Raw genomic sequence first — 24,130 nt, forward strand, 5'->3', positions numbered from 1 at the left:
GTCGCGGTGGCCGGATGCGAGCTGACGAGATGGTGCTGTGCCTTGCGGAGTTCACCCCGTCAGCGCTGCGATATTGTCCTTCGCATAAGTCTCGAGCGAACGCGGCGCCTTGCCGGTCAGGGTCTCGACGCCATTGCTGAGCGCGGCCATACGCCCCTCGCGCACCGGCCGGAATAGTTCGGCAAGGAGATGGGCGTAGGTCGCGGAAATACCTGCTTCGGTTAGCAGGCCGATGAAGATCGCGTCATCGACAGGCGTGTACGCGATGGTCCTGCCGATGGCGCGAGAAAGTATCGCCGCCGCTTCGGCATAGCTCAAGGCCTCGGGACCGGTGAGATCGAAGGCCTGTCCGTTGAACGCATCGCTCGTGAGCGTGCATGCAATGCTCTCGGCGATGTCGCGCGTGTCGATGAAACTCGTCTTCCCGTCTGCCGCCGGCACCGCAATCACGCCGCGGCGGATGCCGTCGAGCCAGTAGCTGTGGAAGTTGTCGGCGAACCAGTTGGGCCGGATGATGACGAATGGCGCGCAGGTCTCTTCGAGGAACAGCTCCACCGTCCGGTAGGAATTGCTGCCGCCGGTGTCGACGCCGAGCATGGTCATCAGCACGATCTTGATACCGCGCGCGGCCGCCGCCTGGATGATTGGCGTCAGCAGCCTGACGGGGTCGAGACACCCGGTCGGCGTGATGACGAAGATGCGATCGACCCCCTTGAGCGCGCAGCCATAGGTCGAAGCATCGAGATAGTCGAAAGCAACTGCGTCGACACCCGGTATCGAAATTGATTTGCGGCATGCAGCCTTGGTGGGCTCGCCCCTGGCGACAAGCGTCCGTATCACTTTGCTGCCAACGGTGCCGGTGGCGCCAAGAACCAGAATTTTCCCCGGCATTCTCGCCTCCGTTCCCTGAGATCAGGTTTATTACGGAAACCAAATAGAAGGCGGAATGTTGCCAAATAGGAGAACTTTCCTGCTCGAACGCGCCGGTTCGCCGCCGGGACGGCACGCTGGCGCGACCGCTGCAGGGCTCGGCGACTGCTTGTCAGGTGGAGAGTTTGAGGCCGATGCCCCACGGATCGACGAGGCTGTGGACGTCGCCTTGCCTCGTTACCGCCATTTCCAGCTCGTCCAGCTTGGTTAGCGCCGTTGCGAGCTTCGCGGCATCGCTGAAGCGGATCGTATAATCCGCCAGGCCTGTCATGTTGTGCTGGCGTTTGGGAGCGCCCCGAGAATTCCAGATGTTGGCCGCCACGTGATGATGATACTTGCCCGAAGCAAAGAAGCTCGCACCCGGATAGCGCGCCATCAGGTCCAGTCCGAGCACGTCGCGAAAAAATGCGTCCGCCTGGGGGATGTCGGAAACCTGCAGATGGATATGGCCGATCGTCGTGCCTTCCGCGAGACTGTTCCAATCACCTTTCGGCGCTTCGTCGTAGAGGGCCTGCAGGTCGAGCGGTAGCGTGCTCATCGCTACCATGCCGTCCGGCTGGTAGTTCCATTCGCTGCGGGAGCGGTCACGATAGATCTCGATGCCGTTGCCTTCCGGGTCGGCGAGATAGATCGCCTCACTGACCAGGTGGTCGGATGCGCCCTGAAGGCGGATGTTGTTGCGCGCCGCATGGGCAAGCCAGTGGCCGAGTTCGCGCCGATCGGGAACGAGAAAAGCCGTGTGAAACAGGCCCGGCGCATTGCGCGGTGCCCTTGCCGCGTCGCTTTCGGTCGTCAGCGTCAGCAGAGGCCGGCCGGCGACGCCAAGCGTCTCGCCCTTGGCGCCGGTTTCGATCGGCGTCAGGCCCATGATCCTCTGGTACCAGGCGGATACCATCGGCAGATCCTGAACGACGAGATGGGACTGGTCGACATAGGCCGGCATCGCGACGGCATGGTCCGCGGGCATGCCCTGTGTCGAGCGCGAAAGGGTTGAATCTTGCATTGCAATAGCCTTTCAGGCCGGTCCGGCGCCCCGTTGACCGCCGATCGCAGTTTCTTGAAACTTGTCTTAATATGGGCTCGTGACCGCGTTCAGGAAAGCTATTATATTACTTGATGTTGTGTTCGATGAGCGTTGACAGCCATGACCACCGCGCTACCTGATCTTTCAGTGATGCTAATACGACGGTGGCGGCCGATTTGATTTCAATCAATGCTGGAACATCGCCTCCGCGCAATTTCATGTTGGCGCGGGACGGGGGAAGTGAAGACCGGTTTTACCCTCGATCCGTGCTTGCTGCGTGTTCCTCGATCGGTTCAAGGACGAAAACATGCAGCTATTCAAGGTGCTACGGCGATCTTTGCGCGTCTAATGAGACGCGGCGCTGTAGGGGCTGGCCTCGCCGCACGGCGACCGGGGAACGCAAGAGAAGGAGTGCAGCATGTACAAGAAAATCATCGTTCCGATCGCCATGGATCAGCTGGAGCACGGCGAATCCGTCCTCGGCATCGCAGAGAAGCTGATCGACGACGAGGGGGAAATCGTCCTGCTCAACGTCGTAGAGGACCTGAATGCCTATGCACAAGGATATATGATCGTCGATTTTCCGCTCGAGATGATCGAGGAATCGCGCAGGCATGCAGTCAAGACGTTGGAAGCATTGAAGGCCAAGCACGGGATCAAGGGTCGCATCGAAATCCGCACCGGCGGAGCCGCCGGCACGATCAACGCTCTTGCGAAGGAAGAGAACGCGGACCTCGTGATTATTGCTTCGCACCGGCCGGGTTTGATTGACTACTTTATCGGCTCGACCGCCAGCCGTGTCGTTAGCCATTGCCCATGCGCGGTTCTCGTCGACCGCTAAAAATGAACAAGAAGGCGGCGTTGTCGAACCACGCCGCGACCAAGGAGCCCTGCAATGGATAAGTACGCGCTTGAAGACTTTCGCGAACAGCTTCTCCGCCGCAAACGCGAACTTTATGGTCGGCTGGTGAAGATCGAGGAGGACCTCGATCAACCGATGAATGCCGACGTGCCCGATCGTGTCACCGAACGAGAAGGCGACGAAGTATTGGAGGGCCTCGGCCTCGCGGGCCAGGGTGAAATCCGCGCCATCGACGCTGCCCTGGACCGAATTGAGTCCGGAACCTTCGGCACCTGTGTGCGCTGCGGCGAACAGATTTCGCCGGAACGACTGCACGCGGTGCCGCACGCACCGCTCTGCCAGACCTGCGCAGCGGAAGTAGCACGCGCAAGATAGGCTGGACTCATGCATTTTCGGCGGCGCGGCGGTTCTCTGTGCACTTGACCGCTGAAGCGTTCGACCGTCGAGGGCCGCCGTTGCTATCCATATGGCGTAATCACCGTGATGGGTAGCATTATAACGATCGAGATTGGGCACTCCGCAGGCTGCCTTCAATCGCTTCCTTCAAGCAGCAGCTCGGGCTGCGGCAATCGCGTCCGTTTTGCACGGCGTTAGCCGACTGTTGTGATAGGTTGCAAAAATTGATCCTTTCGCGGTCCCGGCGGCTCTTTTCTGCGGCCGTTTGCTGTGGCACGTTAAGCGGGTAAACACGTGCCTGCGCGGACCGAACGACAGCCGCCGATGGGGAAATCGGGATCGATTTCCGGGTGGTGCGCGGACCTGTTGCATGTTTCCTGGTCGGAGCCGATTCAAGGGCAAAAACATGCAGCAATTCAAAGTGCTACAGCGACCTTTGCGCGTCTGATAAGAAGCACGGCGCCGTAGGAACGAGCGGGCCCTTTGTGCGTCCGAAGGATGCAGCGTCGAGGGGAGGGATCGCGTGGAGATCAACGGCGTCAAGTGGACCTATGACCGGTCCGAATTGATTGCGGATGGCATCGTTCACGGCATCGGTCTTGCTGCAGCGCTCTGCGGTGTCACGGCGCTGATTTTCTATGCAACGCTTTGGAGTACGTCCGGTCAACTCGCGGCAGCCTGGATTTACGGCGTCGGGCTCGTTACCACCCTCTCGGTTTCCTTCCTTTACAATCTCTTCCCGATTTGCCGGATGAAATGGCTTCTGCGTCGGTTCGATCATTCCTCGATTTTCGTCTTGATCGCGGCAACCTATACGCCGTTTCTCCAGCGCGGCTGGGACAACCCGTTCCTTTTCAAGATGCTGATCGGCATCTGGGCTATTGCCACCTTGGGGGTGGTGATGAAGTGCCTCTTCCCCGGACGCTTCGACCGGCTTGCAATCCTGCTCTACCTTGCGATGGGCTGGAGCGGCGTGCTTGCCGCCCGGTCGCTTCAGTCAATGCTGACGGCGACAACGCTGGTGTTGATCCTGATCGGTGGCATCATCTACTCGGCGGGAGTTATCTTCCACGTCTGGGAACGCCTGCGGTTCCAGAACGCAATATGGCACGGCTTCGTCGTTGCTGGCTCGGCAGTACACTATTCGGCGGTCGTAACCTGTTTCAGCGGCACCACGATATCCTGATTTCTCTCGTGCTGAGGAACTGTATGTTTCCTTGAATCGGAACCGATTTGAGGACAAAAACAGCAGCAGTCAAAGTGCTGCAGCAGCCATTGCGCGTCTCAAGAGACACGGCGCTGTAGTCATTCCGGCGCAAGCTGACAACCGTCCGACGGCCTGAGTGCCTCGGCCATGCGCGAGATGATGCCATCGAAACTCGTCAGCGGATTCTTGCGATATTGCAGCCTGAAATACGCGGCACTGCCGTCGCATAGGGCGATCGCACGGGCATAGAAGACTTCGCCGTTGCGGGCACCGGAGAAGCTCGCCCAGGCGGGTGTAACGCGTGAGAACAGCATTCTCCAGTCGTTCTGCGTCTCAAGGCTGATGTGGTCGGCAACATCGGTCTCGAAATCACCGTCCGGCGGATGACTTCCGAAGACGGCAAGCGTCGCTCCATTGTCGTCCGCGTGGAAGCTTGCGCCGTCTCCATCATCGGCAGCCCCTTGGCGCATCTCGAAACCCGGCGGGATGTCGACCGTATAGCCGAAGCGAGGATTGGCATAAGGGTGCCAGTCGTCCTCCGCGGCTGCGGGGAGCGCGAGCCCCCAAACGAGGGCGAAGGCGAAGAAAGCACGGCGCATGCGGGCATCCTTTCGGCTTGCTTCGATCTGCCGCTCCTCGTAGCCCGGCCCCCGAAGCCCTTGCTGTTTCTGCTGGAACAGCCGGAGCGCCGCGCGTTCAACACAACACGAAAAGCAAGCGCTCACGCACATGGCACCGCTTCCGCCTCGCGCTGTCAATCCTCTTCGAAAGTCATCGCCGTGCCGTCAATAGTGCCCGCCATTCCTCGTTTGTCCTCTTCACTTTCGGAGAAGCGGCATCGGCCATCGTCGATCTCCATTCGGTCGCGGCGATTATATAGGATTCGGACGGCGCGCCCGCAAATAGCGCTTGCCTGGATGGCGATAGCGGCCGGCACGCTCGACAGGCCAAGATTTGCCTGCACTTTGCATTGTATTACTGTCGCGCAACTACGATTCGTGCCGATTCACTCTTGAGGCGGAACGGGCCTTCTTTTATGTCCGGCGACAGTTTGATCGAATGGTCAAAACGACAAAGGAGCTTGCCAAGACGATGGATGTCGCGGCCCTGACATTTCTGGCCCTCAGTCTCCCCTTCGTCGCGGCGCTCGTGGCGCCGGTCCTGACCCGAGTTCTGGGTCACAATGCCGCCTGGCTCCTGGCTCTCGCACCTGTTGCGATCTTCGTGCATTTCCTCGGCTTCGTTCCGGAAATCGCTGCCGGCGAAGTAGTCACCGGCGGCTATGCCTGGATCCCTTCCTTCAATGTCAGCTTCTCGTGGCTGATCGATGGCCTGTCGCTCACCTTCGCACTTTTGATTTCCGGGATCGGCACTCTGATCGTGCTCTATTCGGGCGGTTATCTCAAAGGTCATCCGCATCAGGGTCGGTTCCTTTCGTTCATCCTGATGTTCATGGGCTCCATGCAGGGTCTCGTCCTTTCGGACAGCTTCCTGATGCTCTTCGTCTTCTGGGAACTGACGTCGATTACGTCCTTCCTGCTGATCGGCTTCGATCATGGTCGCGAGGCCGCGCGCCGTGCGGCGCTGCAGGCATTGGTCGTCACGGGGGGAGGCGGCCTGTCGCTGCTCGCCGGCCTTCTCATCCTCTGGAACGTGAGTGGCATCACCCAGTTCTCGTTGCTTCTTTCTTTCGGCACGGAGTTGAGGGAGAGCCCGTTCTATCTGGCGGCACTTCTTCTCGTGCTGGGCGGAGCCTTCACAAAGTCTGCGCAGTTTCCGTTCCATTTCTGGCTGCCAAATGCCATGGAGGCGCCGACGCCGGTTTCTGCCTATCTTCATTCGGCGACGATGGTGAAGGCGGGCGTCTACCTGCTGATGCGGCTCAATCCGGTGCTCGGGGATACGCCTGAATGGCAGTTTCTGCTGCCACTGTTCGGGGCTGCGACGCTCGTGAGCGGTGCAGCGCTGGCAGTGCGCCAAACGGACCTCAAGCTGATGCTTGCCTATACGACGATGGCCTCGCTCGGACTTCTGGTCTTGCTGACGGGCCTCGGTTCGCCGCACGCGGTCGAAGCGGCAGCGCTCTATCTCGTGGCGCACGCGCTGTTCAAGGGCGCCTTGTTCATGGTTGCGGGCATCATCGACCACGAGACGGGCTCACGCGATCTGACAAGGCTTGGCGGCCTGCGCTCGGCGATGCCGCTGACCTTCGCGGTCGCCCTTGCAGCTGCCCTTTCGATGGGCGGCTTGCCACCCTTTTTCGGCTTCCTCGCAAAGGAGGAAATCTACGAAGCCCTATCGAATTTCGATCGGCGCTCGATGGTTTTTGCGGGGCTTACCGTTCTGGGTAACGCCCTGATGTTTGCGGTCGCCTTCGCGATAGCCTTGAAACCGTTCCTCGGGCCAAAGGTGGAGACGCCGAGGCATGCTCACGAGGCGCCGGTTCTCCTCTGGCTCGGTCCGGCGATCCTGGCACTGATGGGTCTGTCGGTTGCGCTGATGTCCGGCCTTGCCCATCGGGTGATTTCTTCGCCAATGTCTTCCGCCATTGCGGGCGAACCGCGAACGGTGGTGGTCTCGCTTGTGCCGCATATCGGCGTACCGCTGGTCCTTTCGGCTGTCACGCTGCTCGTCGGTGTCGTCTTCTATCTCAATCTTGATCGTCTCCGCGCGGTCATGGCGCTCATCCTTGCGGACATAGGCTGGGGGCCGGATCGGGGTTTCGATCAGTTCATCCGCGGGCTTTTGCGGCTCGCCGTGGCCATCACTCGCCGGCTGCAGAGCGGCAGGCTCGATGTCTACATGACCGTCGCCTTCGTGCTGATCGCGATCGTCCTTCTCGCAACTCCCGTCCGCTATGGCGAATTGCCGCGCGCGCCGTTCTTTGCCGCGGACGTTCCAGCCCATGAGCTTGCGATCATGGCCATTGCTGTCGCGGGCCTCTTTGCCGTGGTGCTGGCGGCCGATCGACTGACGGCGATCGTCTCGCTCGGCATTCAGGGTTTCGCGATCGCCGTTATCTTCTTGCTCTATGGTGCGCCGGACCTCTCCTTCACCCAGTTCATGATCGAGACGCTGTCGGTGGTAGTGCTGGCGCTGGTGATGACCCGGCTCAGGCTTTCGCCTTCGGATCATCGACCGCTGCGCCAGAAGCTTCCCGATTCGATGATAGCGCTCGCCTGTGGGCTCGGTTTCGGCCTCTTCCTGCTTCGGGCCACGGGGGCGCCTTTCGATGCGACGCTGACCGATTTCTACAATCTCTATTCGAAATCGATCGCGCATGGGGCCAATGTCGTCAACGTCATCATCGTCGATTTCCGCGGCACAGACACGCTCGGTGAAATTGCCGTCGTGATGATCACCGGCCTTGCCATCCTCTCGCTGGTACGGCTGAGGGCGGGCTCGCTCAAGCGCGGCGCCGATCGATCGGCTGCGGAGGAGCGCGTATGAAATCGGTTATTTTCCGCACGGTCGCGCCGTTCCTGACCAGCCTGATGATGCTGTTCTCGATTTTCGTCCTGTTGCGGGGCCACAACGAACCGGGCGGGGGGTTCATCGGCGGATTGATCGCCGTCTCGGCGCTCGCGATCTACGGCATCGCCCACGGCGTCGAGACCGTAAGACGGGCGATCTATTTCCATCCGATGGCGATCGCGGGCGCAGGGCTCTTTGCCGCTACCGTCGCCGGCCTGATTTCGGTCTTTGCGCGCGTCCCCTTCATGACAGGCCTGTGGATCTATCCGTCTCTCTTTGGTGTCGAGATCCCGCTTTCGACCGTCATGCTGTTCGATACCGGCGTTTATCTCGTCGTTGTAGGGGCGATCAGTTCGGTCGCGCTCTCGCTTGAAGAACGGGGAGGTGAGTGATGGAAGCCTGGTTTGCCTTGCTCGTCGGTATCTTCTTCACCGTTGCGGTATACCTGATGCTGTCGAAGTTCATCATCCGCGTGCTCCTCGGCGTGGCGGTCCTCGGCAACGCCGTCAACCTGCTGATCTTCACCGGTGGCCGGCTGACGCGCGATGTTCCGCCGGTCATAACCGCCGGTGCCGATGCGCTTGACGGCCCTGCGGCCAATGCGTTGCCGCAGGCGCTGATCCTGACCGCGATCGTCATTTCCTTTTCCTTCTTCGCCTTCCTGCTGGTTCTCGCCTGGCGCGCCTATGAGGATCTCTCGACCGATAACACGGACGAGATGCGTGTGGCGGAACCGGTGAAGGAACCGATGCCGCCGCTTGGATATTGATCGATCTCATGGCTGTCCCGACCTCATCATCCGTCGATCTTTCCGCCGCGCTCGTTCTCGGACCGGCGACCGCCGCCGATTGGCTGGTGATCCTGCCGGTTGCCTGGTGCTTCGCAGTCGGTGCGTTGCTGGTCATGCTGCGCCGCGCGGTCAACCTCCACCCGACCATGGCGATCGCCGGGCTTGGGGGACTTGTGCTGATCGACGGCCTCCTGCTTGGCCATGTGGCGACGGCCGGGCCGGTGACCATGGTGATGGGCCGATGGTTGCCGCCCTTCGGCATCGCCTTCACGGTCGATCTGACGGGAGCGCTCTTTGCTCTGGTCGCCGCGATCGTCGCGCTCGCCGGCGGTATCTTCTCGCTCGCCGATATCAACGACAGTGGCCGGCGTTATGGCTTCTATCCGTTCCTGATGTTGCTGATGGCGGGGGTTTCCGGCGCCTTCCTGACAGGGGACGTTTTCAATCTCTACGTCTGGTTCGAGGTTCTGCTGATCTCGTCCTTCGGTCTTCTGGTTCTCGGTTCGGAGCCCGAGCAGATCGACGGCACCGTGAAGTATGGCTTCCTGAATCTCGTGGCAACGACGCTGTTCCTGGTTGCGACGGGATATCTTTATGCCGTGTTCGGGACGCTGAACATGGCCGACATCGCGCGCAAGGCGGAAGGATTACGGGGCAGCGCGCCGCTGATGACGCTGACGGCGCTCTACGTGCTGGCCTTCGGCATGAAAGCCGCGGCTTTTCCCGTGAATTTCTGGTTGCCTGCCTCCTACCATACGCCGCGTGTCGTCGTGTCGGCGCTTTTTGCCGGCCTGCTCACCAAGGTCGGTATTTACGCGCTGATCCGTGTGATGGTCATGCTTTTCCCGGTGGAAAGAGAAGAGCTGAGCTTCGTCATGGCACTTGCCGGAGCATTGACGATGATCGTCGGCGTAATCGGCGCTCTGGCGCAGACGGACTTCCGCCGCATCCTCGGCTATCTCGTCGTATCAGGAATCGGATCGATGCTGGCGGGGGTTGCCATCGGCGGCCCTGGCGGCATCGGCGGCGCGATCTTCTACGCACTGCATTCGATGCTGGTTATGACGGGCCTCTACTTCGCCGCCGGGATCGCCGCGCGGCTCGGCGGGGGCTCTTCCATCGCGGCCCTGTCGGGCCTCTATCGCAAGAACGTGGGATTTGCCGCGCTGACCTTGATGTTGTGCTTCGCCGTTTCCGGGCTGCCACCCTTTTCAGGCTTCTGGCCGAAGGTCATGCTCGTCAAGGCGGCGCTCGACATCGGCGCCTGGTGGCTTGCGGCGGCGCTCCTTCTCGCCGGTTTCTGCACGCTGATTGCGACCGGGCGGCTGTTCCTGCTCGCCTACTGGCGTGACGAAGCCGGTCCGGTGGTCGAGGCTGTGCGATTGCCCTCGACCTTGTTAGCGCCGCTTGCGGCACTCTCCCTTCTCACGCTCGGGATCGGCCTCTATCCGGAGCCGCTGCTGGCGACGATCCAGAGTGCCGCCGCCGGGCTTGCGGAGCCCTCTGCCTATCTGAATTCGGTCTTTCCCGCGGGAGGCCTGCAATGAAGTTTCTTGCGATCAACCTGATATTCACCATCGTTTGGGGCGCCATCAGCTCAAGCTTCAGCCCCGCAAATCTCATACTCGGCTTTCTGGCCGGCGCGCTGTCGCTCGCGCTCATCCGCCGTGAGTTGCAGCCTGTCACGTATCCGATAAGACCTCTGCGGGTGCTGCTCCTCATGCTGCTCTTCTTCAAGGAGCTTGCCGTTTCCGCGACCAAGGTCGCCATTCTCGTCATGCAGCCGAAGATGGTGCTGAAGCCCGGCATCTTCGCCTATCCGCTGATGCTGAAAAGCGATTTCGAGATCACCCTGCTCGCCAATCTCATCACTCTGACGCCGGGAACCCTTTCGGTCGACGTTTCCGACGATCGCAAGACCCTTTACGTCCATGCGCTTGATTGCGCCGACCCCGGCGCTCTTCGGCAGGACATCGCGCGTGGCTTCGAGCGCCGTATCCGGGAGGCCTTCGGATGGTGACGCCCGATGCTGTGCTTTCCGTGGCGATCGACTTCGCGCTGGTGCTCCTGTCCGTCGCGCTGCTGATGACGGTGTTGCGCATCGTTCGGGGCCCCACCTTGCCGGACCGCGTCCTCGGGCTCGATATGCTCGTGGCGATCGCAATCGGCTTCATCGCAGTGATCGCCATCAAGACTGGCTTCAGCCTCTACATCGACATCGCAATCGCCTTGGGTCTGGTCGGCTTTCTCGCGACCGTCGCCTTTGCCCGTTTCGTTCTGGCGCGCGGACTCGCGCCGGAACAGGCCGCGGAGGGCGCGTCGGCCAAGGGGTCCCCGAAGCGCGGCAAGGCCGTCCAGGCGCCACGCCGCAAACGCCGAGGAACACGTTGATGGAAGCGCAAGTCAATGCCGCAGTTGCTCTCGTCGTCGCGCTGATCATCGTCGTCGGTGCCGCCTTCTCTCTGCTGGCGGCATTGGGGATCGTTCGGTTTCCTGATCTCTACACGCGCATGCATGCGGCGTCGAAGGCGGGTACCATCGGTTCCGGCCTGCTGCTCCTTGCCGCTGGGTTGCATTCCCTTGACGGCGCGATTTTCGTGCGTGCGCTTGCCGGTTTTGTGTTCTTCATTCTGACGGCGCCGATCTCCGCCCATCTTTTGGCCAAGGCCGCGCACCAGGCGGGTTACAGACTGACGAAACTGTCGGTGATAGATCAGCTTCCGCAAAAGGAAGAGGCGCGGCGGCTTTGATCGGCATCGTTGCTGTGTCTGTATTTCAGAACAATACCATGCGCGGTGACAATTTTAGCAGTTCGGAATAAAGTTGCTGCGGTACCATAAAATTATGTTTGGACTTTTCGACGATCAGTGTTAATGCAGTAAATGCAAAGTGTCGTCGTGGAAAATACTTTGAACTGAAATTCCAGCTTGAGTTGTGAATATTATCCGTTGCTTTGAGGTGTCGGTTGTCTGGATGCCTTGGTGACGGGTTTCGCTATCCCAATTCGAGCCTTGATGTTGCGGCAGAACATTGGTCCTCGCCGTGCAGTTATCGGTCAATTCCAAGGCAGCCGACGCTGTTCGGCGGCATTTTCGCGAATTCCTCCCTCTGAAACATTGTTTCAGATTTGTTGCTGGATTCCGATAGGAGAAAGAAATGATAGAAACCACGCCCGGCGCGAGCCATGAACTCCTGGTTGAGTTGACGGCGGAAATCGTTGCCGCCTATGTAAGCAATCACGTGGTTCCCGTTGCCGAGCTTCCGACGCTCATTGCCGATGTTCATTCGGCGCTCAACAACACGACGGCTCCTGCTCCGGTGGTGGTTCCGGTCGAGAAGCCGAAGCCTGCCGTTTCCGTGCGCAAGTCGGTTCAGGATGATCAGATCACCTGCCTCGAATGCGGCGGCACGTTCAAGTCGCTGAAGCGCCATCTGATGACCCATCACAATCTTTCGCCGGAAGAGTATCGCGAAAAGTGGGACCTGCCCGCGGACTACCCGATGGTTGCACCCGCCTATGCGGAAGCCCGTTCGCGCCTCGCGAAGGAGATGGGCCTCGGACAGCGTCGCAAGCGGCGCGGCAAGTGAAGCCCTGTCACGGCGCCGCGCGTCCAATCGGACGCGCAAGGGTCGCTGTAGCACTTTGTCCTTAAATTGATTCCGATTTCAGGAATCATGCAGTAGGGCAATTCCAGGAAGAGAGCGTAACCGTTTTCCGTCCGGAATTGCGTATGGACGAATGCGCGGGATTTCATCTCGGGGAAAGGGTCGGGCTGAACGAGCCCGGCCTTTTTCGTTACGGGCTATGACTGAGCGACACCGAGCGGTCTCAGGCTGCGAGCCGGACCTCCGCCTCGCTCTTGATCCGCCGGACCATCGAACGCAGGCCATTGGCGCGCTGCGCCGACAGATGTTCGATAAGGCCGATTTTGCCGAAGACCTCGAGGGCGTCGAGCTGCGCGATTTCGGAGGCATGCTTGCCAGAATAGATGGCGAGAGCGATCGCCACCAGGCCCCGGACGATATGGGCGTCGGATTCCCCCTCAAAGGTGAGGACGGGGTTCCCCGGATCACCGGCCGTGTGCGTCACAAGCCACACCTGGCTCGCACAGCCCTGCACCTTGTTCTCGCTCGTTCGCAGCGCCTCCGGCATCTCCGGCAGGCTCTTGCCCAGTTCGATCACATAGCGGTAGCGGTCCTCCCACTCGTCGAGGAAGGAAAAGTCGTCGATGATCTGGTCAAGTGAAGTCATGGTCCGTCCGATTCTCGGCACCTTTTCGCGGCCGGCTGTCGCCGCGCGAGAGTCGCGCCTTGCTTGATCCCATGCCCTCCGGGTCATCGGGATCTCTTTCACCCCTTCATATAGGAGATGGAGGGGGCAAAGAGAACATCCAATAGCATTTCGGGCGTGAACAACGCCATTTGCCGCGATGGGAAGCGCAAGGCTGATAAGCGGCCGGGACGGCGCGTCGCACGGACGTCGGGAACTGACGACTTTCGTCCCATTGCGTTCATAAAGAAACGCCGCGAAGGATGAACCCCTCGCGGCGGCCGAAACGGGACGGCTAATCAGGCAGTTGGAACTTCGCGGTATGCGACTGTCGAAGCCGCTGTTACTGGGCCAGAGCGGCGTCGGGATTGAGACGCTTCTCCGGAACCGGCGTGCGCTTGAAGGTCGGCGCGCCCTCGATCGCTTCTTCATGCAAATTGTCTGCAGGGGCGACCGTTCCCGTCATTATCTTGGCGTCCGGCGCGCCGGAACCGGTTTCCGCGAACTGCGTGTCGAGGAATTCGTAAGCGATGCGCGCGCCCTCACGGGCACGATGGCCGAGCGCAACGAAAGTCTCGGCACCTTTCTCGCAGATGTCGGGCTTCTGGACGCAGATGGCGCTGATATATTGGAACGCCTCGTTGGCCGCGGAGAAGGTGTCGCCGATCTCCACCTTCGGTCCGTGCTGCAGCTTCTCCGTGCTCGAGGGATCGAGGAACGGCAGGAGGACGAGAACCAGGGAAAACCAGAATGCTGCCTTGACGAGAAACCACATGTTCTGCCCATCCTTTGTTCGGCTGCCGCAGTTTCCGGTCTTTTAGCCGGTTTTGGCTTGTCGGCAGTCCTGGACGCCAAGTATCTACACGCGCCCGCTTGCATCTGCTTCACGTTCGGAACCGTCACCGTCCGGCTCCTCCGTGTGTTGACACAGACTTTAGAGTGGGAATCACAAGGGCGCTTTTCCAAAATTAGTGGAATTTGTCTCGAATTTTAATGAAATGCGCGATTTGGGTATCCGAGACTGCATTTACATCAAATTTTAGCGAATACCGTTAAGGTTCGTGGCAAGGCTCGCGGCACTGACCGCCCGCGGCGCGGGCGATGGGCCTTCGATGCTCCGCCCAAATGGTTAACGGAAACCGAAAAATCTACGGAAATCCGTCGCTTACGCCCTGTTAACCACAAGGAACGAAGCTCACCGGAATTGCTCCAAAACAGGATTTTTCGCTCGTTTGGCGGCCGCTCGCGGGTGACCGGTTTATTCTTTCATTAAGTCGGGGATGCGAGATTCGGACCATCACGAGACAGCCCGGCCAAACCTCCTGCGAAGCGTAACAGGCGTTCCGGATCGGCTCGAAAGAAACAACAAAGGTGGCAGGGCAAAGCGTGAGTGTATTGCGTGACATGGCTGGCAGATGGGCATCCCGTGTGGATGAAGCTGCCGCCGCGTGGCTGCCGCACCGTGACTTCAAGCGTCTACGTGCGGTCGCGGCCGTCTCTCTGACGGCTCTGCCGGTCGTGCCGCTGGCGCTGATGATTGTGCTGCCGGTTTCCGCCGCCTTGCCGGTGGGAACCGCGCTCTGGGCTTCGGCATCGCTGTTGGCCTCGGCCGCTGCCATTGGGGGGGACCGCTCGTTGGAGTCATATGGTGGTGGACAGCCCAAGATCACCATGGCGCCTGCCGATATTTCAGCGGCTTACGATCTCTTCTCCGGTCTCGTCACGGTTCATGACCTGCGCGGCAACGTGCTCTCCGTTCACGGTCGCGATGCTGCTGAGTACCTGACTCTGATGCGCGATCCTTGCGGTCGCGGGTTCATCGAGCAGATCCACGTCTCCGATCGGATTACCTTTCTGCGTGCAATCGATGCGCTGCGCCAGAATGGCGAGAGGTCGGCGGTCGATATCCGCCTTGAGCGGCTGTCGGCGCCCGCCGAGGGAGCACAGTTTGTGCACATGCGTTGCGAGATGACCCCGGTGCGGGATGCCGAGGACCGGCTGACGGCCATCGTCGTCCAATCCCGGGACGTCTCCGAGGAGGCCCGGCTACGGGAGGAAGCGGCCACCAAGACAGCGTATGCCGAATCGGCAAATGATGCGAAAACTCGTTTTCTCGCGGCTGTCAGCCACGAGTTGCGCACTCCGCTCAACGCCATCCTCGGCTTTTCGGATGTTCTCGCCGGCGAATATTTCGGGAAGCTGGAGAACGACAGGCAGCGCGAGTATGTCTCGCTGATCCACAAGTCCGGCGCCCACCTCCTTTCCGTCGTCAACACGATGCTTGACATGAGCAAGATAGAGGCCGGCCGCTACGAGCTTATTCCGGAGCCCTTCCGTGTGGCCGATGCCGTTGCTGCTTGCGAGGCGATGCTTTCCCATCAGGCGCGCGAAAAGGGCGTAAGGCTGGCAAGCCGCGTCACGCGTGCGGTTGGCGAAATCAATGCCGATCAACGCGCGTTTCAGCAAATAATGATCAACCTCGTCGGCAATGCGATCAAGTTTACCGATCAGGGGGGACTGGTCACCATCGATGCCGAAACCGAGGGTGCAATGCTGAAGCTCACCGTGAGCGACACGGGGATAGGCATTGCCGAAGACAAACTGCAGATGCTCGGCCAACCTTTCGTCCAGATTCAGAACGACTATACACGCCGTTATGAGGGTACGGGGCTCGGATTGTCTTTGGTGAAGGGGTTGGTCACACTGCACGGGGGCAATGTTTCGATCCGCAGTTCCGAAGGCGAGGGGACGGTCATCGTCATTTCGATCCCGCGTGACGGATCCGGCATTGCGAACGGCGAACGGGAGCAGGCGAGCATTCCCGTCACGGTGGAATTCCCGCCGCGGCTTAAAGAGCGCGGCGAAGGGACGACGCGTCTGCGGGATATCGGTCTTCAAGGCGAGGGAATGAACAAGGACCGGGGACATGGCTCCGCGCAAGCGCAAACAGCCTGAGCGGAAGAGGGCGGCACACACTCGACCGGGTCTCGCGTTGCGCGGCCTGGCCGCTGCTGCTCGCGGGGTTGCGTTTGCCGGCAGGATGATGGCGCGCCACCCTGTTGGCGCTGGCGGATCGGCTGCCTTCATCGTCGTCTTCAGCTTCGTTGCGGCGAACGCCATGTGGTATCAGCATGGCGCGCACCCGTCGCCGCTCCTGCGCACCCGCGTCCCGCTGGTCGGCCCTGAAGTTGCCGAGCGTCTGGCGGCTGCCAATGGTGAGCCGGTCGAGCCGCGCAACGTAACGACCTTCGTCATCGAACGTGAAGGCGCGGCAGCTGCTCAGGGCGAAGTGACCGAACAGCAAAGCGGGCAGTTGGAAACGGCGTCGCCGGCACATCCGGCCGCCTCGACCCTTACCGCGGACATTCAGAGAGAGTTGGCGCGCCTCGGGCTTTATGAGGGAGCGCCGGATGGGCGGAGCGGCCCGAAGACATCAGCCGCGATCCTTCGCTTTGAAAAGCAGGCCGGGCGCATGCAAACCGGCGAAGCGAGCAGCGATCTGCTGCAGGCGCTGCGAGCAACGGACAATTCCGGGCGTGCTGTCGCCACCCCTGCCGATCGTCCTTATTCGGATCCTAAGACCGCGCCCGCCGAGGTCGATCCCGTCGCCGCGGCGATCCGTACCGCCGAAGAGGACAAGACGCTCCTTCCTCGGGCCGAGATTCCGGTCTCGAGCGAACTGGTGGTGAGCATTCAGAAGGGGCTCAGCAATCTTGCCTATGCCGACATCGTGGTCGATGGCGTCGCTGGCGATCAAACGCGCGCTGCCATCCGGCATTTCGAAAAGCACTACCGCCTGCCGCAGACGGGTGAACCCAATGCGAAGGTTCTCAAGAAACTGAAGGAAATCGGCGCCCTTTGAGCCGCATCGACGTCTAAAATGGTGACTTTTATCGGCTGCCGGCGATTTGCCGGCCAATTGCATGCGGGTGATCTCGCGTGTATCAGCCTTGAATGCGCCTGAAATCCGATATCTTCGTATCCTCCTTGCTGCGCCGCGTCTTTGCGCTCGGTGGCTATGCCGCCGTGCTGCGCAAGGGCGCGCAAGAGGCCGGTGCAATCTTTATCCGTCAGCGCTCGCGGCTTGGTCTGGAGACCCTCTATGCGCCCGCGCCGCAGAACTTCTTCGAGGAGGAAGCCAATCCGGGCCGCAAGTTCGAGATGCGGCTGCAGAATGCCGATGCGGAACGCGTCGACGGTGCGCTTTCCTCGGAGATCCGCTTCGATCCTGATTGCTGGATCGTAGAAATCGAACTGGACGATTGCGATGGCCTGTTCGAGATCGTGGCCAACGACGTCGATCCCCGGCGATAACGCCGCGGCCTGTCAGCAGAGTTCCATGATTTACCGTATGCCGATGCCTCTCACGGGCTGGGCTGTGCTGCGATGGCCGAAAGCCGGGCGAGCGTCTTGCTGACGAGGGTCGGAGACACGGTTGTCGGCGAGATGGGGCTCATGGCGCACCCGCTCGGCGCCGCCATGACCATCCGCACGCAGCCAGGACTCCACCCGTTCGATGCTGGCTTTCCTCGCAACGGTCCCAATCAAGGCTGTGGCGCGCGTGCCGCCACCGAGTCTTTCGGAAAGGTCGGGATAGAGCGCCTCGAGGAGGGGACCCATTTCACCGGCGGGGAAGTCGAGCGCAGAAAGGCTCGCGGCGAGCTGCTGGCCGGAAACGTCCAAGAGGATCCGCTCGGCAAGCGCGCGGCTCGACTGCAGTGCGTCGGCGAGAGCATTCGCGAAGAGAACCGCTTCGCCGCTGCGGGCAAATCGCATGAGCAACGCCTGATGGAGTTCGTCGATCGGTCGAATGAGGGACGTGGCCTCCCGCGGCTCGGCCCGCACCAATGCCTTGATTTCCTCGCGCAGCTTGTCTTCGCGGGCGATGCGATCGGAGAAGGAGGAGCTCTCCTCAGCCGGTGCCGATGCAACTTCGACGTTTGTTTTCGACTGATTCGCACTCGTGCCGGACTGCTCGCTCGGATGCCCTGCCTGATGATGCTCGACTAGGGCATCGACCACAGAGGTCGAAAGACTTTCCCGGCGCGCGATTGCTCCGGCGTGGGCCGGTCCTTGCCGGCGGATGATGGAAATCAGCACTCGATCGGAAATTGCGTTGGACCGGGTCAGGAAGGTAGCCGCAATGGAAATCGGCATGCTGCCGATCAGCAGGGCGACAGGTTCGGGCACATGCGCACACTGTGAAAGCGCGGCGGCCGCCTGACGACGGGCCTCGTTGCTGGAGGCAAGGAACAGCGGTTCGAACAGCTCGGCAAACTGCTTCATGTCCGACTTGCGCGGGATGCGAAGGCTCTCGAAGCCGGTGACGGTCGCCATCAGCACGACGTCCTTCAGCCGCCCCGTCTGCGGCCTTTCCAACTCACGAAACCGGTTCGTCACAATTGATCCTTGCACGCAAAACACGATCGCCATCGCCGATGGCCCGGAACGGCACACGTCATTCAAAATAGATCTAAAACGTTAGCGTAGCATTAACTATGGACGTTGGGGCTTTATTCAGGCTTGCGGCGCTGTCGTGGCGATGCGGAATTTTGCTCGATCCACAGAGGTGGCATTCCGGGGCCACATTCAGCCTTAAAAACTCCACATGCTCTTCTATTTGATCCGCAGATCGGTGAAGGGCTGGTGCCCGCCGAAGGGGCCGAAGGTCGGCCTCGTATGGGAGATAGATCTGTGAAAAATGCGTTTTTTCGGGCGGCGGCTGTTTGTGCGCTCTTCCTCATCCCCGCGGTTGCCGAAGCTGCGGGAGGTTTTGCTACCGCCAACGTCAACATGCGATCCGGGCCGAGCACACGCTATCCGGCCGTGACCGTCATTCCCGCCGGCGAATCGGTGGAAATCCACGGCTGCCTGGCGGACCTGCCCTGGTGCGATGTTTCGTTCTACGGCGGGCGTGGCTGGGTTGCCGGCCGATATGTACAGGCCGTCTACCGCAGCAACAGGGTTTATCTGGAGCCGGAATATTATCGCCCCCTCGGGATCCCTACGGTCGTCTTCCAATTCGATCGCTATTGGGATCGCAATTACCGGGGCCGCGACTTCTATCGTGACCGTGATCGCTGGCGCCGTGGTCCCGATTGGGCCGAGGAAAGGGACCGGCGAGACTGGCAGCGGCAGCGTGCGTGGGATCGTCGTGAGTGGGAACGCAGGCAGGTGAGCGAGGAGCGCCGGGAATGGGACCGCGACCGCGACGATGCGCAATGGGACGAGTTCGATGCGAATTATCGAGGCGTCCGCAGGCGCGAGGGCGAGCGCCAACTGCGCGACGCCGGACGCGATGAAATCAGAAGGGTTCCGGAGTGTGACTTCAACGGCGTCTCGTGTGAGAACGACTGAAGTGCGCAGCCCTCCTGGCGATCGCGGGTACCGCCGGAAGTCGGGCGCGACACGCTGATAGAGAGAAGGTCTGACACGATTTGAAGGGCCGGGCGGCAACTGCCGCCCGGCCTTTTTTGTTCGCTCTATTTGCGTTGCCTCGGCGGGAACCAAATCCAGTTTCGGCGCGTTGACATCGCGCGAAGATAAGGAGCGATGAAATGGCGGAGAAGAAGTTGGCAGCCGTCGGGGCGGAAGCGGATGCTGAAACGCGTACTGCGGGTGCGCAGGCGGAACTAGAGGCGCAGATCGCAGACCTCAGAACCGAGATTGCCCGGCTGACGGAGACGGTATCGGCAATCGGCACCGGTGCTAGGGCGGTCGTGCAGGGAGAAGCCGAGTTGATGACGGAGCGCGTACGGGAACGCGTCCGCGAGGAACCGATCTCAACCCTGCTGACGGTCGCGGGTGTTGCCTTCCTGTTCGGAGTGCTTGCGAGGCGCTGACCACAATTCCAGACATGCCCGTATGCAAGTCGAATGACCTATCGGCACGGGGCACGTGTGCCGTCAGAGGAATAGAGCACCAAAAAGGGGGGAAGCACGATGAGTTTAAGATAGTGTTAACTAGGCTATGGCTCAATCGGGATGGACCGGCTATCATCGGTCCGGCATCTGATATGAACCGAAACAACGTCCGGGTAACCGGAAGAAGGAGCAGATGAGAAGGGCGCGTCTGTCCAGGGAGCTCAGCCTTTGGAAAATGCGTCAGCCCCACGGCGGGCAGGGTGAAATCGGTACGGTAGTTCATCCGTCTCATGGAAATACGGAGACGAGCATGGCAGACGTAATCAGAATGCAGGATCGCAAGGTCCAAAGGCCGCGAAGGCCGCCCGTGAAGTCGGGCAGCGCCACTGTGCTGTTGTTTACAGGTATCCGCTACGAGCGTCTCGACGGTCGCGGACCACAGCCCAACGCACCGGCAGGACGGCGGATCAAGAAGCAGTAGTTCATTGCGGCGTGCGGCATTGCCGCCCGCGCGGATGCGGCCGCGTGAGCAAGGTCGTCACCTCAAAACCCGGTATGCCGGGCACCTCCACCAACCATCATACGATACTGCGATCCGAAAAGCGTCGGATCGACGCCGGACGCTCCGGCTGTGCGGAGCTCGTTAGATTGTTTTATTGTTTTCATTGGGCAGTGAGATGATCTAACGCATTGAAAATACGCAATTCTGGACAGAAACCGTTACACACTTTTTCTGGCCCTAGCGCCGGAACGGCTCGCAGCTCGACTCTGTCAGGAAATTGCGTACCTGTTCCTCGAAGCTCTCGAGCGGGGCCAAGGCTCGCAGAACAGCATAGCCTTCGTCGTCCTTCATCTCAATCATGATAGATTGAGCCAGCGCCTCCGGCGGCGACTTGCGCAATTCGACAAGCTGGATAGGTGTGGCGACGACCAGATCGAGACTGCCGTTGACGGCGGTATGATCGTTCATGCTGAACACCTCGTTCGAGCTGCTGTCGAAGACCGAGAGCGACCAGAACGGCACCGCGCCGCGGGCGATGAAACGCGCCGGCGCCTCCGCGATCGAAAAGCTGCAGACGGCAGTCCGCAGATACGGATCACTGTTGTCGAGCCCAGTTATCCCCGGTTCCGCCGTCAATGGAAAGAAGCTGTCCATCTCCAGGAGGCCGAGCACGCGCGTATGGGCGTCCCGACCGGTGAATTGCGGCAGCGCGAGCACGATGACGATATGCAGCAGCGCCGCACCAAACAGTCCGACGAGAATGGCGAACAGCGTGCTACGCATTTTCACATCCCGTCTTGACGATTTTCGGCATCGCAAGATCGATCAACCCGGACGAGCCGGCCGTCGGTGTATCGAGGAGGGTCAGCACGAGTTTAAAGCTGCCGCGGTGGCGGATTGCGAGCCAATTTTCCGGGTGAGCGACGGGCGAAGCGTGAACGACGAAACTGCTGTCTTCAGCGCGCAGCACAGTCCAGGAGTTTACGGCCGAAGGCAGATCCGGGCCGGGTCGCAAGGTTGCCCCTTCGGAGGTCGTCGCATAGAGGCTCCAGAAACGGGCAGGCGGCGTGATGCCCGAGATATCGTAGGAGCAGTTGGCCGACAGGCGGGCGCCGCTGTCGTCGGTTGCAGCCGTGAAGATCAGCCCTTCTGCGCCGCCAAAGAGCAGCTCGCCGGCCCGGGCGCGGTGCGCCTTTGCGTAAGGGTCCGCCGAGGCGGTCTGCGCCTCGGGGAATGCGACCCAGGGACCGATCGCAATCGAGCCGAAGCCAACGGTCGCCTTCAGCGCCCAGACAGCCGAGGTGATTCCGCCGCCGAAGGCGACGATCAGAGCAAGAGCGACAAGGAGGGGGATGCGAAACAAGGAGCGGCTCTATCTCGTTTGCCTGGCAATTTTGCGAAAGCCATGCGGCATGATCTTCATTCGTCAAGGAACGAATTTATAGCCGCAAAGTCAATTGCTTGTGGCACTCGTCGTAACGCGGTTCGGGGGATTGTCCGTCGGCGTATCGAGGACTGCGACCCTGCCGGAGCTCTTGTCGGGTGCTTTGAGCGGGGAGGCTTTTTCGAACGTTGCGCCGATCGCTTTCAATAGCCTGGTCACCTCGGCGGAGAGAGAGCGAGGGCGAACGAGCGGCGGAAGTGCATTTTCATCGGGCTTGGCATCCGCCACGGCTTCCGGCTCCTTGCTCGCGTCGGGAAGCGGATTGTCGATGCCGGGGATCGCGCGATGCTCGATGCCCTGTTCGGCATAATCCATCAGCCGTTTGAAGGTCATCGCCGGCAGGGAGCCGCCCGTCATCTCGTCGGTCGACGTATAGTCGTCATTGCCGAACCAGACAGCGGTCGTGTAGTCGCCGGTAAAACCGATGAACCAGGCATCGCGGTAGGCCTGCGTGGTCCCGGTTTTTCCGCCGGTGACGATACCGTTGTCGAGGGCCGCCCGCCGTGCTGTCCCTATCACTGGAATCTGGGTGAGAATGCGATTCATCGATGAGATCGCTTGCTCGCTCAAGACCCGTCGCGCCGGCGGTGCATCGCGGCCGAAATCATAAAGGATGTCGCCGTCATAGTTGAGAATCTGGCTGATGCCGTGACGTCGCGACTGCAGGCCGCCCGCAGGAAAGACAGCGTAGGCGGTCGCCTGGTCGAGCACAGTCACCTCCGAGGTGCCGAGCGGCATGGTCTTGTCGGTGCGGATAGGTGTTTCGACACCCATCCTCTTCGCGGTGGCGGCGATGATCTCGGTGCCGAGCTTGTCCTTGGCCAGGCGGACAGGCACGGTGTTGATTGATCTCGCCAGCGCATTCATCAAGGTGACCCGGCCGGCATACTTGCGGGCGTAGTTCTGCGGTGACCAGCCGCGCCACGTGATCGGCGCGTCGACGACCACCGTCTCCGGCGTCATCCCCTTTTCCATCGCCGCGGCGTAGGTATAGACCTTGAAGGAGGAGCCCGGCTGCCGCAGTGCCCGGGTTGCGCGATTGAACTGGCTTTCGCCATAGTCGCGGCCGCCGACCATGGCACGTACGGCACCGCCGTTTTCCACCATGACGAGGGCGCCCTGCTTCACATTGTAGCTTTCGCCATACTGCCGAAGGCTCGACTCGACCGAATCCTCGGCTGCGTGTTGCAGACCCATGTCGATCGTCGTGCGCACGATAAGCGAGTGCTGCGCGAAGGGCGCGGCAATACGCTGCACTTCGTCAAAAGCCCAGTCGAGGAAGAAATCGGGAGCCTTCACCTGGGCGCGGTCGATCACCGTTGCAGGCGTGAGGCGGGCGGCAATCACCTGGCCCTCGGTCATCAGGCCGCCCTGGACCATGTTGGTGAGAACCTCGTTGGCGCGGCCGCGTGCTGCTGGCAGGTTCACGTGCGGCGCATAGCGGGCCGGCGCCTTGAAGAGACCGGCAAGCATGGCGGATTCGGCGAGATTGACATCGGTGATCGCCTTGCCGAAATAGAACTGCGCGGCCGCCGCTGCTCCGAAGGTGCCGCCGCCCATATAGGCGCGGTCGAGATAGAGGCGCAGGATTTCCTTCTTTGAAAGGTTGCATTCCAGCCACACGGCGAGGAAGGCCTCCTTGATCTTGCGCTCGATCGTGCGTTCGTTCGACAGGAACAGGTTCTTGGCAAGCTGCTGGGTAAGCGTCGAGCCGCCCTGGACCACGCCGCCTGCTCGGGCGTTCTCGGTCATGGCTCGTGCCAGGCCCAGAAAATCGATGCCCCAGTGATCGAAGAAACGCCGATCCTCGGTGGCGAGAACGGCCTTGATAAGATGATCCGGCAGTTCGTCGATCGGAACAGAGTCCTCATGGATGATGCCGCGGTGGCCGATCTCACTGCCGTAGCGGTCGAGGAAGGTAACGGCAAAGTCGCTTTGGGCGCGCCAATTGCCTTTGGTTTCCTCGAAAGCGGGCAAGGCCAAGGCCAGCATCAGCACGGAACCCGCCGTCCCCCACGTCGCCGTTTCTCCAAGCACTTCGAAAAGTGCCCTTTTCCAGCCGCGCATGCGAAAGCGCCGGAAGAAGATGGTCGTCTCTTCCCACCATTCGGCCAGCCGGAATCCGGCATTCCACACCGTCGAGTCGATCCAGGAATCGATTCTGAGAAAGGTGTGTCGCCTCTTCGGCCGGTTGTCCTCTTTCCTCGGTTCCTGCACGGCGTTCTTGTCCCGAAGGTTGACTGCCCCACAACGATATTTGCACGGGGCGAATTTCCAATCTACTTGCATATCGTGCTGCCGGCCTTAAAAAACCGGCAATTTTCTGTAAATGTTCCATGTCGGCATGGGAACAGACGAAAGTGTGACA

The 24,130-nt window shown here is 60.8% G+C and carries 26 protein-coding genes; 17 read left to right on the forward strand and 9 right to left on the reverse strand.

Annotated features, from left to right (window positions below):
- Window positions 1-51: 51 nt before the first annotated feature.
- Entirely contained in the window at window positions 52-891 is an 840-nt protein-coding gene (locus QN224_RS04795; RefSeq protein WP_283975744.1) for an SDR family oxidoreductase, read from the reverse strand.
- 151 nt (window positions 892-1,042) lie between these two features.
- Window positions 1,043-1,933: a VOC family protein gene (locus QN224_RS04800; RefSeq protein WP_283975745.1), complete on the reverse strand. Its 891-nt coding sequence runs from the start codon at window positions 1,931-1,933 to the stop codon at window positions 1,043-1,045.
- Between the two features lie 439 nt (window positions 1,934-2,372).
- Between QN224_RS04800 and QN224_RS04805 the strand changes: the two genes are divergently transcribed.
- From QN224_RS04805 to QN224_RS04815, 3 genes are all read left to right on the forward strand, one after another.
- A complete protein-coding gene (locus QN224_RS04805) occupies window positions 2,373-2,795 on the forward strand; it encodes a universal stress protein (RefSeq protein WP_283975747.1) in 423 nt (140 codons plus the stop codon).
- Window positions 2,796-2,849: 54 nt separating this feature from the next.
- A complete protein-coding gene (locus tag QN224_RS04810) occupies window positions 2,850-3,191 on the forward strand; it encodes a TraR/DksA C4-type zinc finger protein (protein WP_269277090.1) in 342 nt (113 codons plus the stop codon).
- 544 nt (window positions 3,192-3,735) lie between these two features.
- A complete protein-coding gene (locus QN224_RS04815) occupies window positions 3,736-4,398 on the forward strand; it encodes a hemolysin III family protein (RefSeq protein WP_283975748.1) in 663 nt (220 codons plus the stop codon).
- A 119-nt stretch (window positions 4,399-4,517) separates the two neighbouring features.
- Here the strand turns inward: QN224_RS04815 and QN224_RS04820 are convergent, their stop codons facing one another.
- Window positions 4,518-5,018, reverse strand: coding sequence for a hypothetical protein (locus QN224_RS04820; protein WP_283975749.1), 501 nt, complete (start codon window positions 5,016-5,018; stop codon window positions 4,518-4,520).
- 493 nt (window positions 5,019-5,511) lie between these two features.
- Between QN224_RS04820 and QN224_RS04825 the strand changes: the two genes are divergently transcribed.
- The 8 genes from QN224_RS04825 to mucR all read left to right on the forward strand — a co-directional run bounded on the left by QN224_RS04825 (window position 5,512) and on the right by mucR (window position 12,271).
- Window positions 5,512-7,869: a putative monovalent cation/H+ antiporter subunit A gene (locus QN224_RS04825; RefSeq protein ID WP_283976095.1), complete on the forward strand. Its 2,358-nt coding sequence runs from the start codon at window positions 5,512-5,514 to the stop codon at window positions 7,867-7,869.
- Window positions 7,866-8,285, forward strand: a complete 420-nt coding sequence (locus QN224_RS04830) for a Na(+)/H(+) antiporter subunit B (protein ID WP_283975750.1) — start codon at window positions 7,866-7,868, stop codon at window positions 8,283-8,285. The genes QN224_RS04825 and QN224_RS04830 overlap by 4 nt, the downstream gene beginning before the upstream one ends.
- Window positions 8,285-8,662 (forward strand): Na+/H+ antiporter subunit C, encoded by a 378-nt coding sequence (locus tag QN224_RS04835; protein WP_173510501.1) that lies wholly within the window; start codon window positions 8,285-8,287, stop codon window positions 8,660-8,662. Before QN224_RS04830 ends, QN224_RS04835 begins: the two co-directional genes overlap by 1 nt.
- Window positions 8,663-8,670: 8 nt before the next feature.
- The gene (locus QN224_RS04840; RefSeq protein ID WP_283975751.1) at window positions 8,671-10,230 is read left to right on the forward strand and encodes a Na+/H+ antiporter subunit D; all 1,560 of its coding nucleotides are present in this window, start codon (window positions 8,671-8,673) and stop codon (window positions 10,228-10,230) included.
- Complete coding sequence (locus QN224_RS04845) at window positions 10,227-10,703, forward strand: Na+/H+ antiporter subunit E (RefSeq protein ID WP_283975752.1); 477 nt, start codon at window positions 10,227-10,229, stop codon at window positions 10,701-10,703. Before QN224_RS04840 ends, QN224_RS04845 begins: the two co-directional genes overlap by 4 nt.
- Window positions 10,700-11,074, forward strand: a complete 375-nt coding sequence (locus QN224_RS04850) for a cation:proton antiporter (protein ID WP_269284313.1) — start codon at window positions 10,700-10,702, stop codon at window positions 11,072-11,074. Before QN224_RS04845 ends, QN224_RS04850 begins: the two co-directional genes overlap by 4 nt.
- Window positions 11,074-11,433, forward strand: a complete 360-nt coding sequence (gene mnhG / locus QN224_RS04855; protein WP_283975753.1) for a monovalent cation/H(+) antiporter subunit G — start codon at window positions 11,074-11,076, stop codon at window positions 11,431-11,433. Before QN224_RS04850 ends, mnhG begins: the two co-directional genes overlap by 1 nt.
- Window positions 11,434-11,839: 406 nt before the next feature.
- Window positions 11,840-12,271, forward strand: a complete 432-nt coding sequence (mucR, locus tag QN224_RS04860; RefSeq protein WP_153442114.1) for an exopolysaccharide biosynthesis transcriptional regulator MucR — start codon at window positions 11,840-11,842, stop codon at window positions 12,269-12,271.
- A gap of 241 nt (window positions 12,272-12,512) precedes the next feature.
- On the opposite strand, the gene QN224_RS04865 is transcribed toward mucR, so the two are convergent.
- Entirely contained in the window at window positions 12,513-12,935 is a 423-nt protein-coding gene (locus tag QN224_RS04865; protein ID WP_173510497.1) for a SufE family protein, read from the reverse strand.
- Window positions 12,936-13,296: 361 nt separating this feature from the next.
- Window positions 13,297-13,728 carry a DUF5330 domain-containing protein gene (locus tag QN224_RS04870; RefSeq protein ID WP_283975754.1) on the reverse strand — a complete coding sequence of 144 codons (432 nt, stop codon included), beginning with the start codon at window positions 13,726-13,728 and terminating at the stop codon, window positions 13,297-13,299.
- 629 nt (window positions 13,729-14,357) lie between these two features.
- Between QN224_RS04870 and QN224_RS04875 the strand changes: the two genes are divergently transcribed.
- The 3 genes from QN224_RS04875 (at window position 14,358) to QN224_RS04885 (ending at window position 17,267) form a co-directional block, all read left to right on the forward strand.
- The gene (locus QN224_RS04875) at window positions 14,358-15,908 is read left to right on the forward strand and encodes a HAMP domain-containing sensor histidine kinase (RefSeq protein WP_283976096.1); all 1,551 of its coding nucleotides are present in this window, start codon (window positions 14,358-14,360) and stop codon (window positions 15,906-15,908) included.
- Window positions 15,880-16,815 carry a peptidoglycan-binding domain-containing protein gene (locus tag QN224_RS04880; RefSeq protein WP_283975755.1) on the forward strand — a complete coding sequence of 312 codons (936 nt, stop codon included), beginning with the start codon at window positions 15,880-15,882 and terminating at the stop codon, window positions 16,813-16,815. Before QN224_RS04875 ends, QN224_RS04880 begins: the two co-directional genes overlap by 29 nt.
- 92 nt (window positions 16,816-16,907) lie before the next feature.
- Window positions 16,908-17,267, forward strand: coding sequence for a DUF1491 family protein (locus tag QN224_RS04885; RefSeq protein ID WP_283975756.1), 360 nt, complete (start codon window positions 16,908-16,910; stop codon window positions 17,265-17,267).
- A gap of 30 nt (window positions 17,268-17,297) precedes the next feature.
- Here the strand turns inward: QN224_RS04885 and QN224_RS04890 are convergent, their stop codons facing one another.
- Window positions 17,298-18,377: a DUF2336 domain-containing protein gene (locus QN224_RS04890; RefSeq protein WP_283976097.1), complete on the reverse strand. Its 1,080-nt coding sequence runs from the start codon at window positions 18,375-18,377 to the stop codon at window positions 17,298-17,300.
- 270 nt (window positions 18,378-18,647) lie between these two features.
- Between QN224_RS04890 and QN224_RS04895 the strand changes: the two genes are divergently transcribed.
- From QN224_RS04895 to QN224_RS04905, 3 genes are all read left to right on the forward strand, one after another.
- The gene (locus tag QN224_RS04895) at window positions 18,648-19,310 is read left to right on the forward strand and encodes an SH3 domain-containing protein (RefSeq protein WP_283975757.1); all 663 of its coding nucleotides are present in this window, start codon (window positions 18,648-18,650) and stop codon (window positions 19,308-19,310) included.
- Between the two features lie 200 nt (window positions 19,311-19,510).
- The gene (locus QN224_RS04900) at window positions 19,511-19,795 is read left to right on the forward strand and encodes a hypothetical protein (protein ID WP_173510492.1); all 285 of its coding nucleotides are present in this window, start codon (window positions 19,511-19,513) and stop codon (window positions 19,793-19,795) included.
- 331 nt (window positions 19,796-20,126) lie between these two features.
- Window positions 20,127-20,297 (forward strand): hypothetical protein, encoded by a 171-nt coding sequence (locus QN224_RS04905; RefSeq protein WP_173510491.1) that lies wholly within the window; start codon window positions 20,127-20,129, stop codon window positions 20,295-20,297.
- A 258-nt stretch (window positions 20,298-20,555) separates the two neighbouring features.
- Here QN224_RS04905 and QN224_RS04910 read toward each other — a convergent pair whose 3' ends face one another.
- From QN224_RS04910 to QN224_RS04920, 3 genes are all read right to left on the reverse strand, one after another.
- Complete coding sequence (locus QN224_RS04910; protein ID WP_283975758.1) at window positions 20,556-21,101, reverse strand: DUF1254 domain-containing protein; 546 nt, start codon at window positions 21,099-21,101, stop codon at window positions 20,556-20,558.
- On the reverse strand, window positions 21,094-21,681 hold the full coding sequence (locus QN224_RS04915) for a DUF1214 domain-containing protein (protein ID WP_283975760.1): 588 nt from the start codon (window positions 21,679-21,681) through the stop codon (window positions 21,094-21,096). Before QN224_RS04915 ends, QN224_RS04910 begins: the two co-directional genes overlap by 8 nt.
- A 90-nt stretch (window positions 21,682-21,771) precedes the next feature.
- Entirely contained in the window at window positions 21,772-24,051 is a 2,280-nt protein-coding gene (locus QN224_RS04920) for a transglycosylase domain-containing protein (protein ID WP_283975761.1), read from the reverse strand.
- Window positions 24,052-24,130: the final 79 nt, after the last annotated feature.

Source organism: Sinorhizobium sp. 7-81, from assembly GCF_030124405.1.
Taxonomy (GTDB): Bacteria; Pseudomonadota; Alphaproteobacteria; order Rhizobiales; family Rhizobiaceae; genus Sinorhizobium; species Sinorhizobium psoraleae.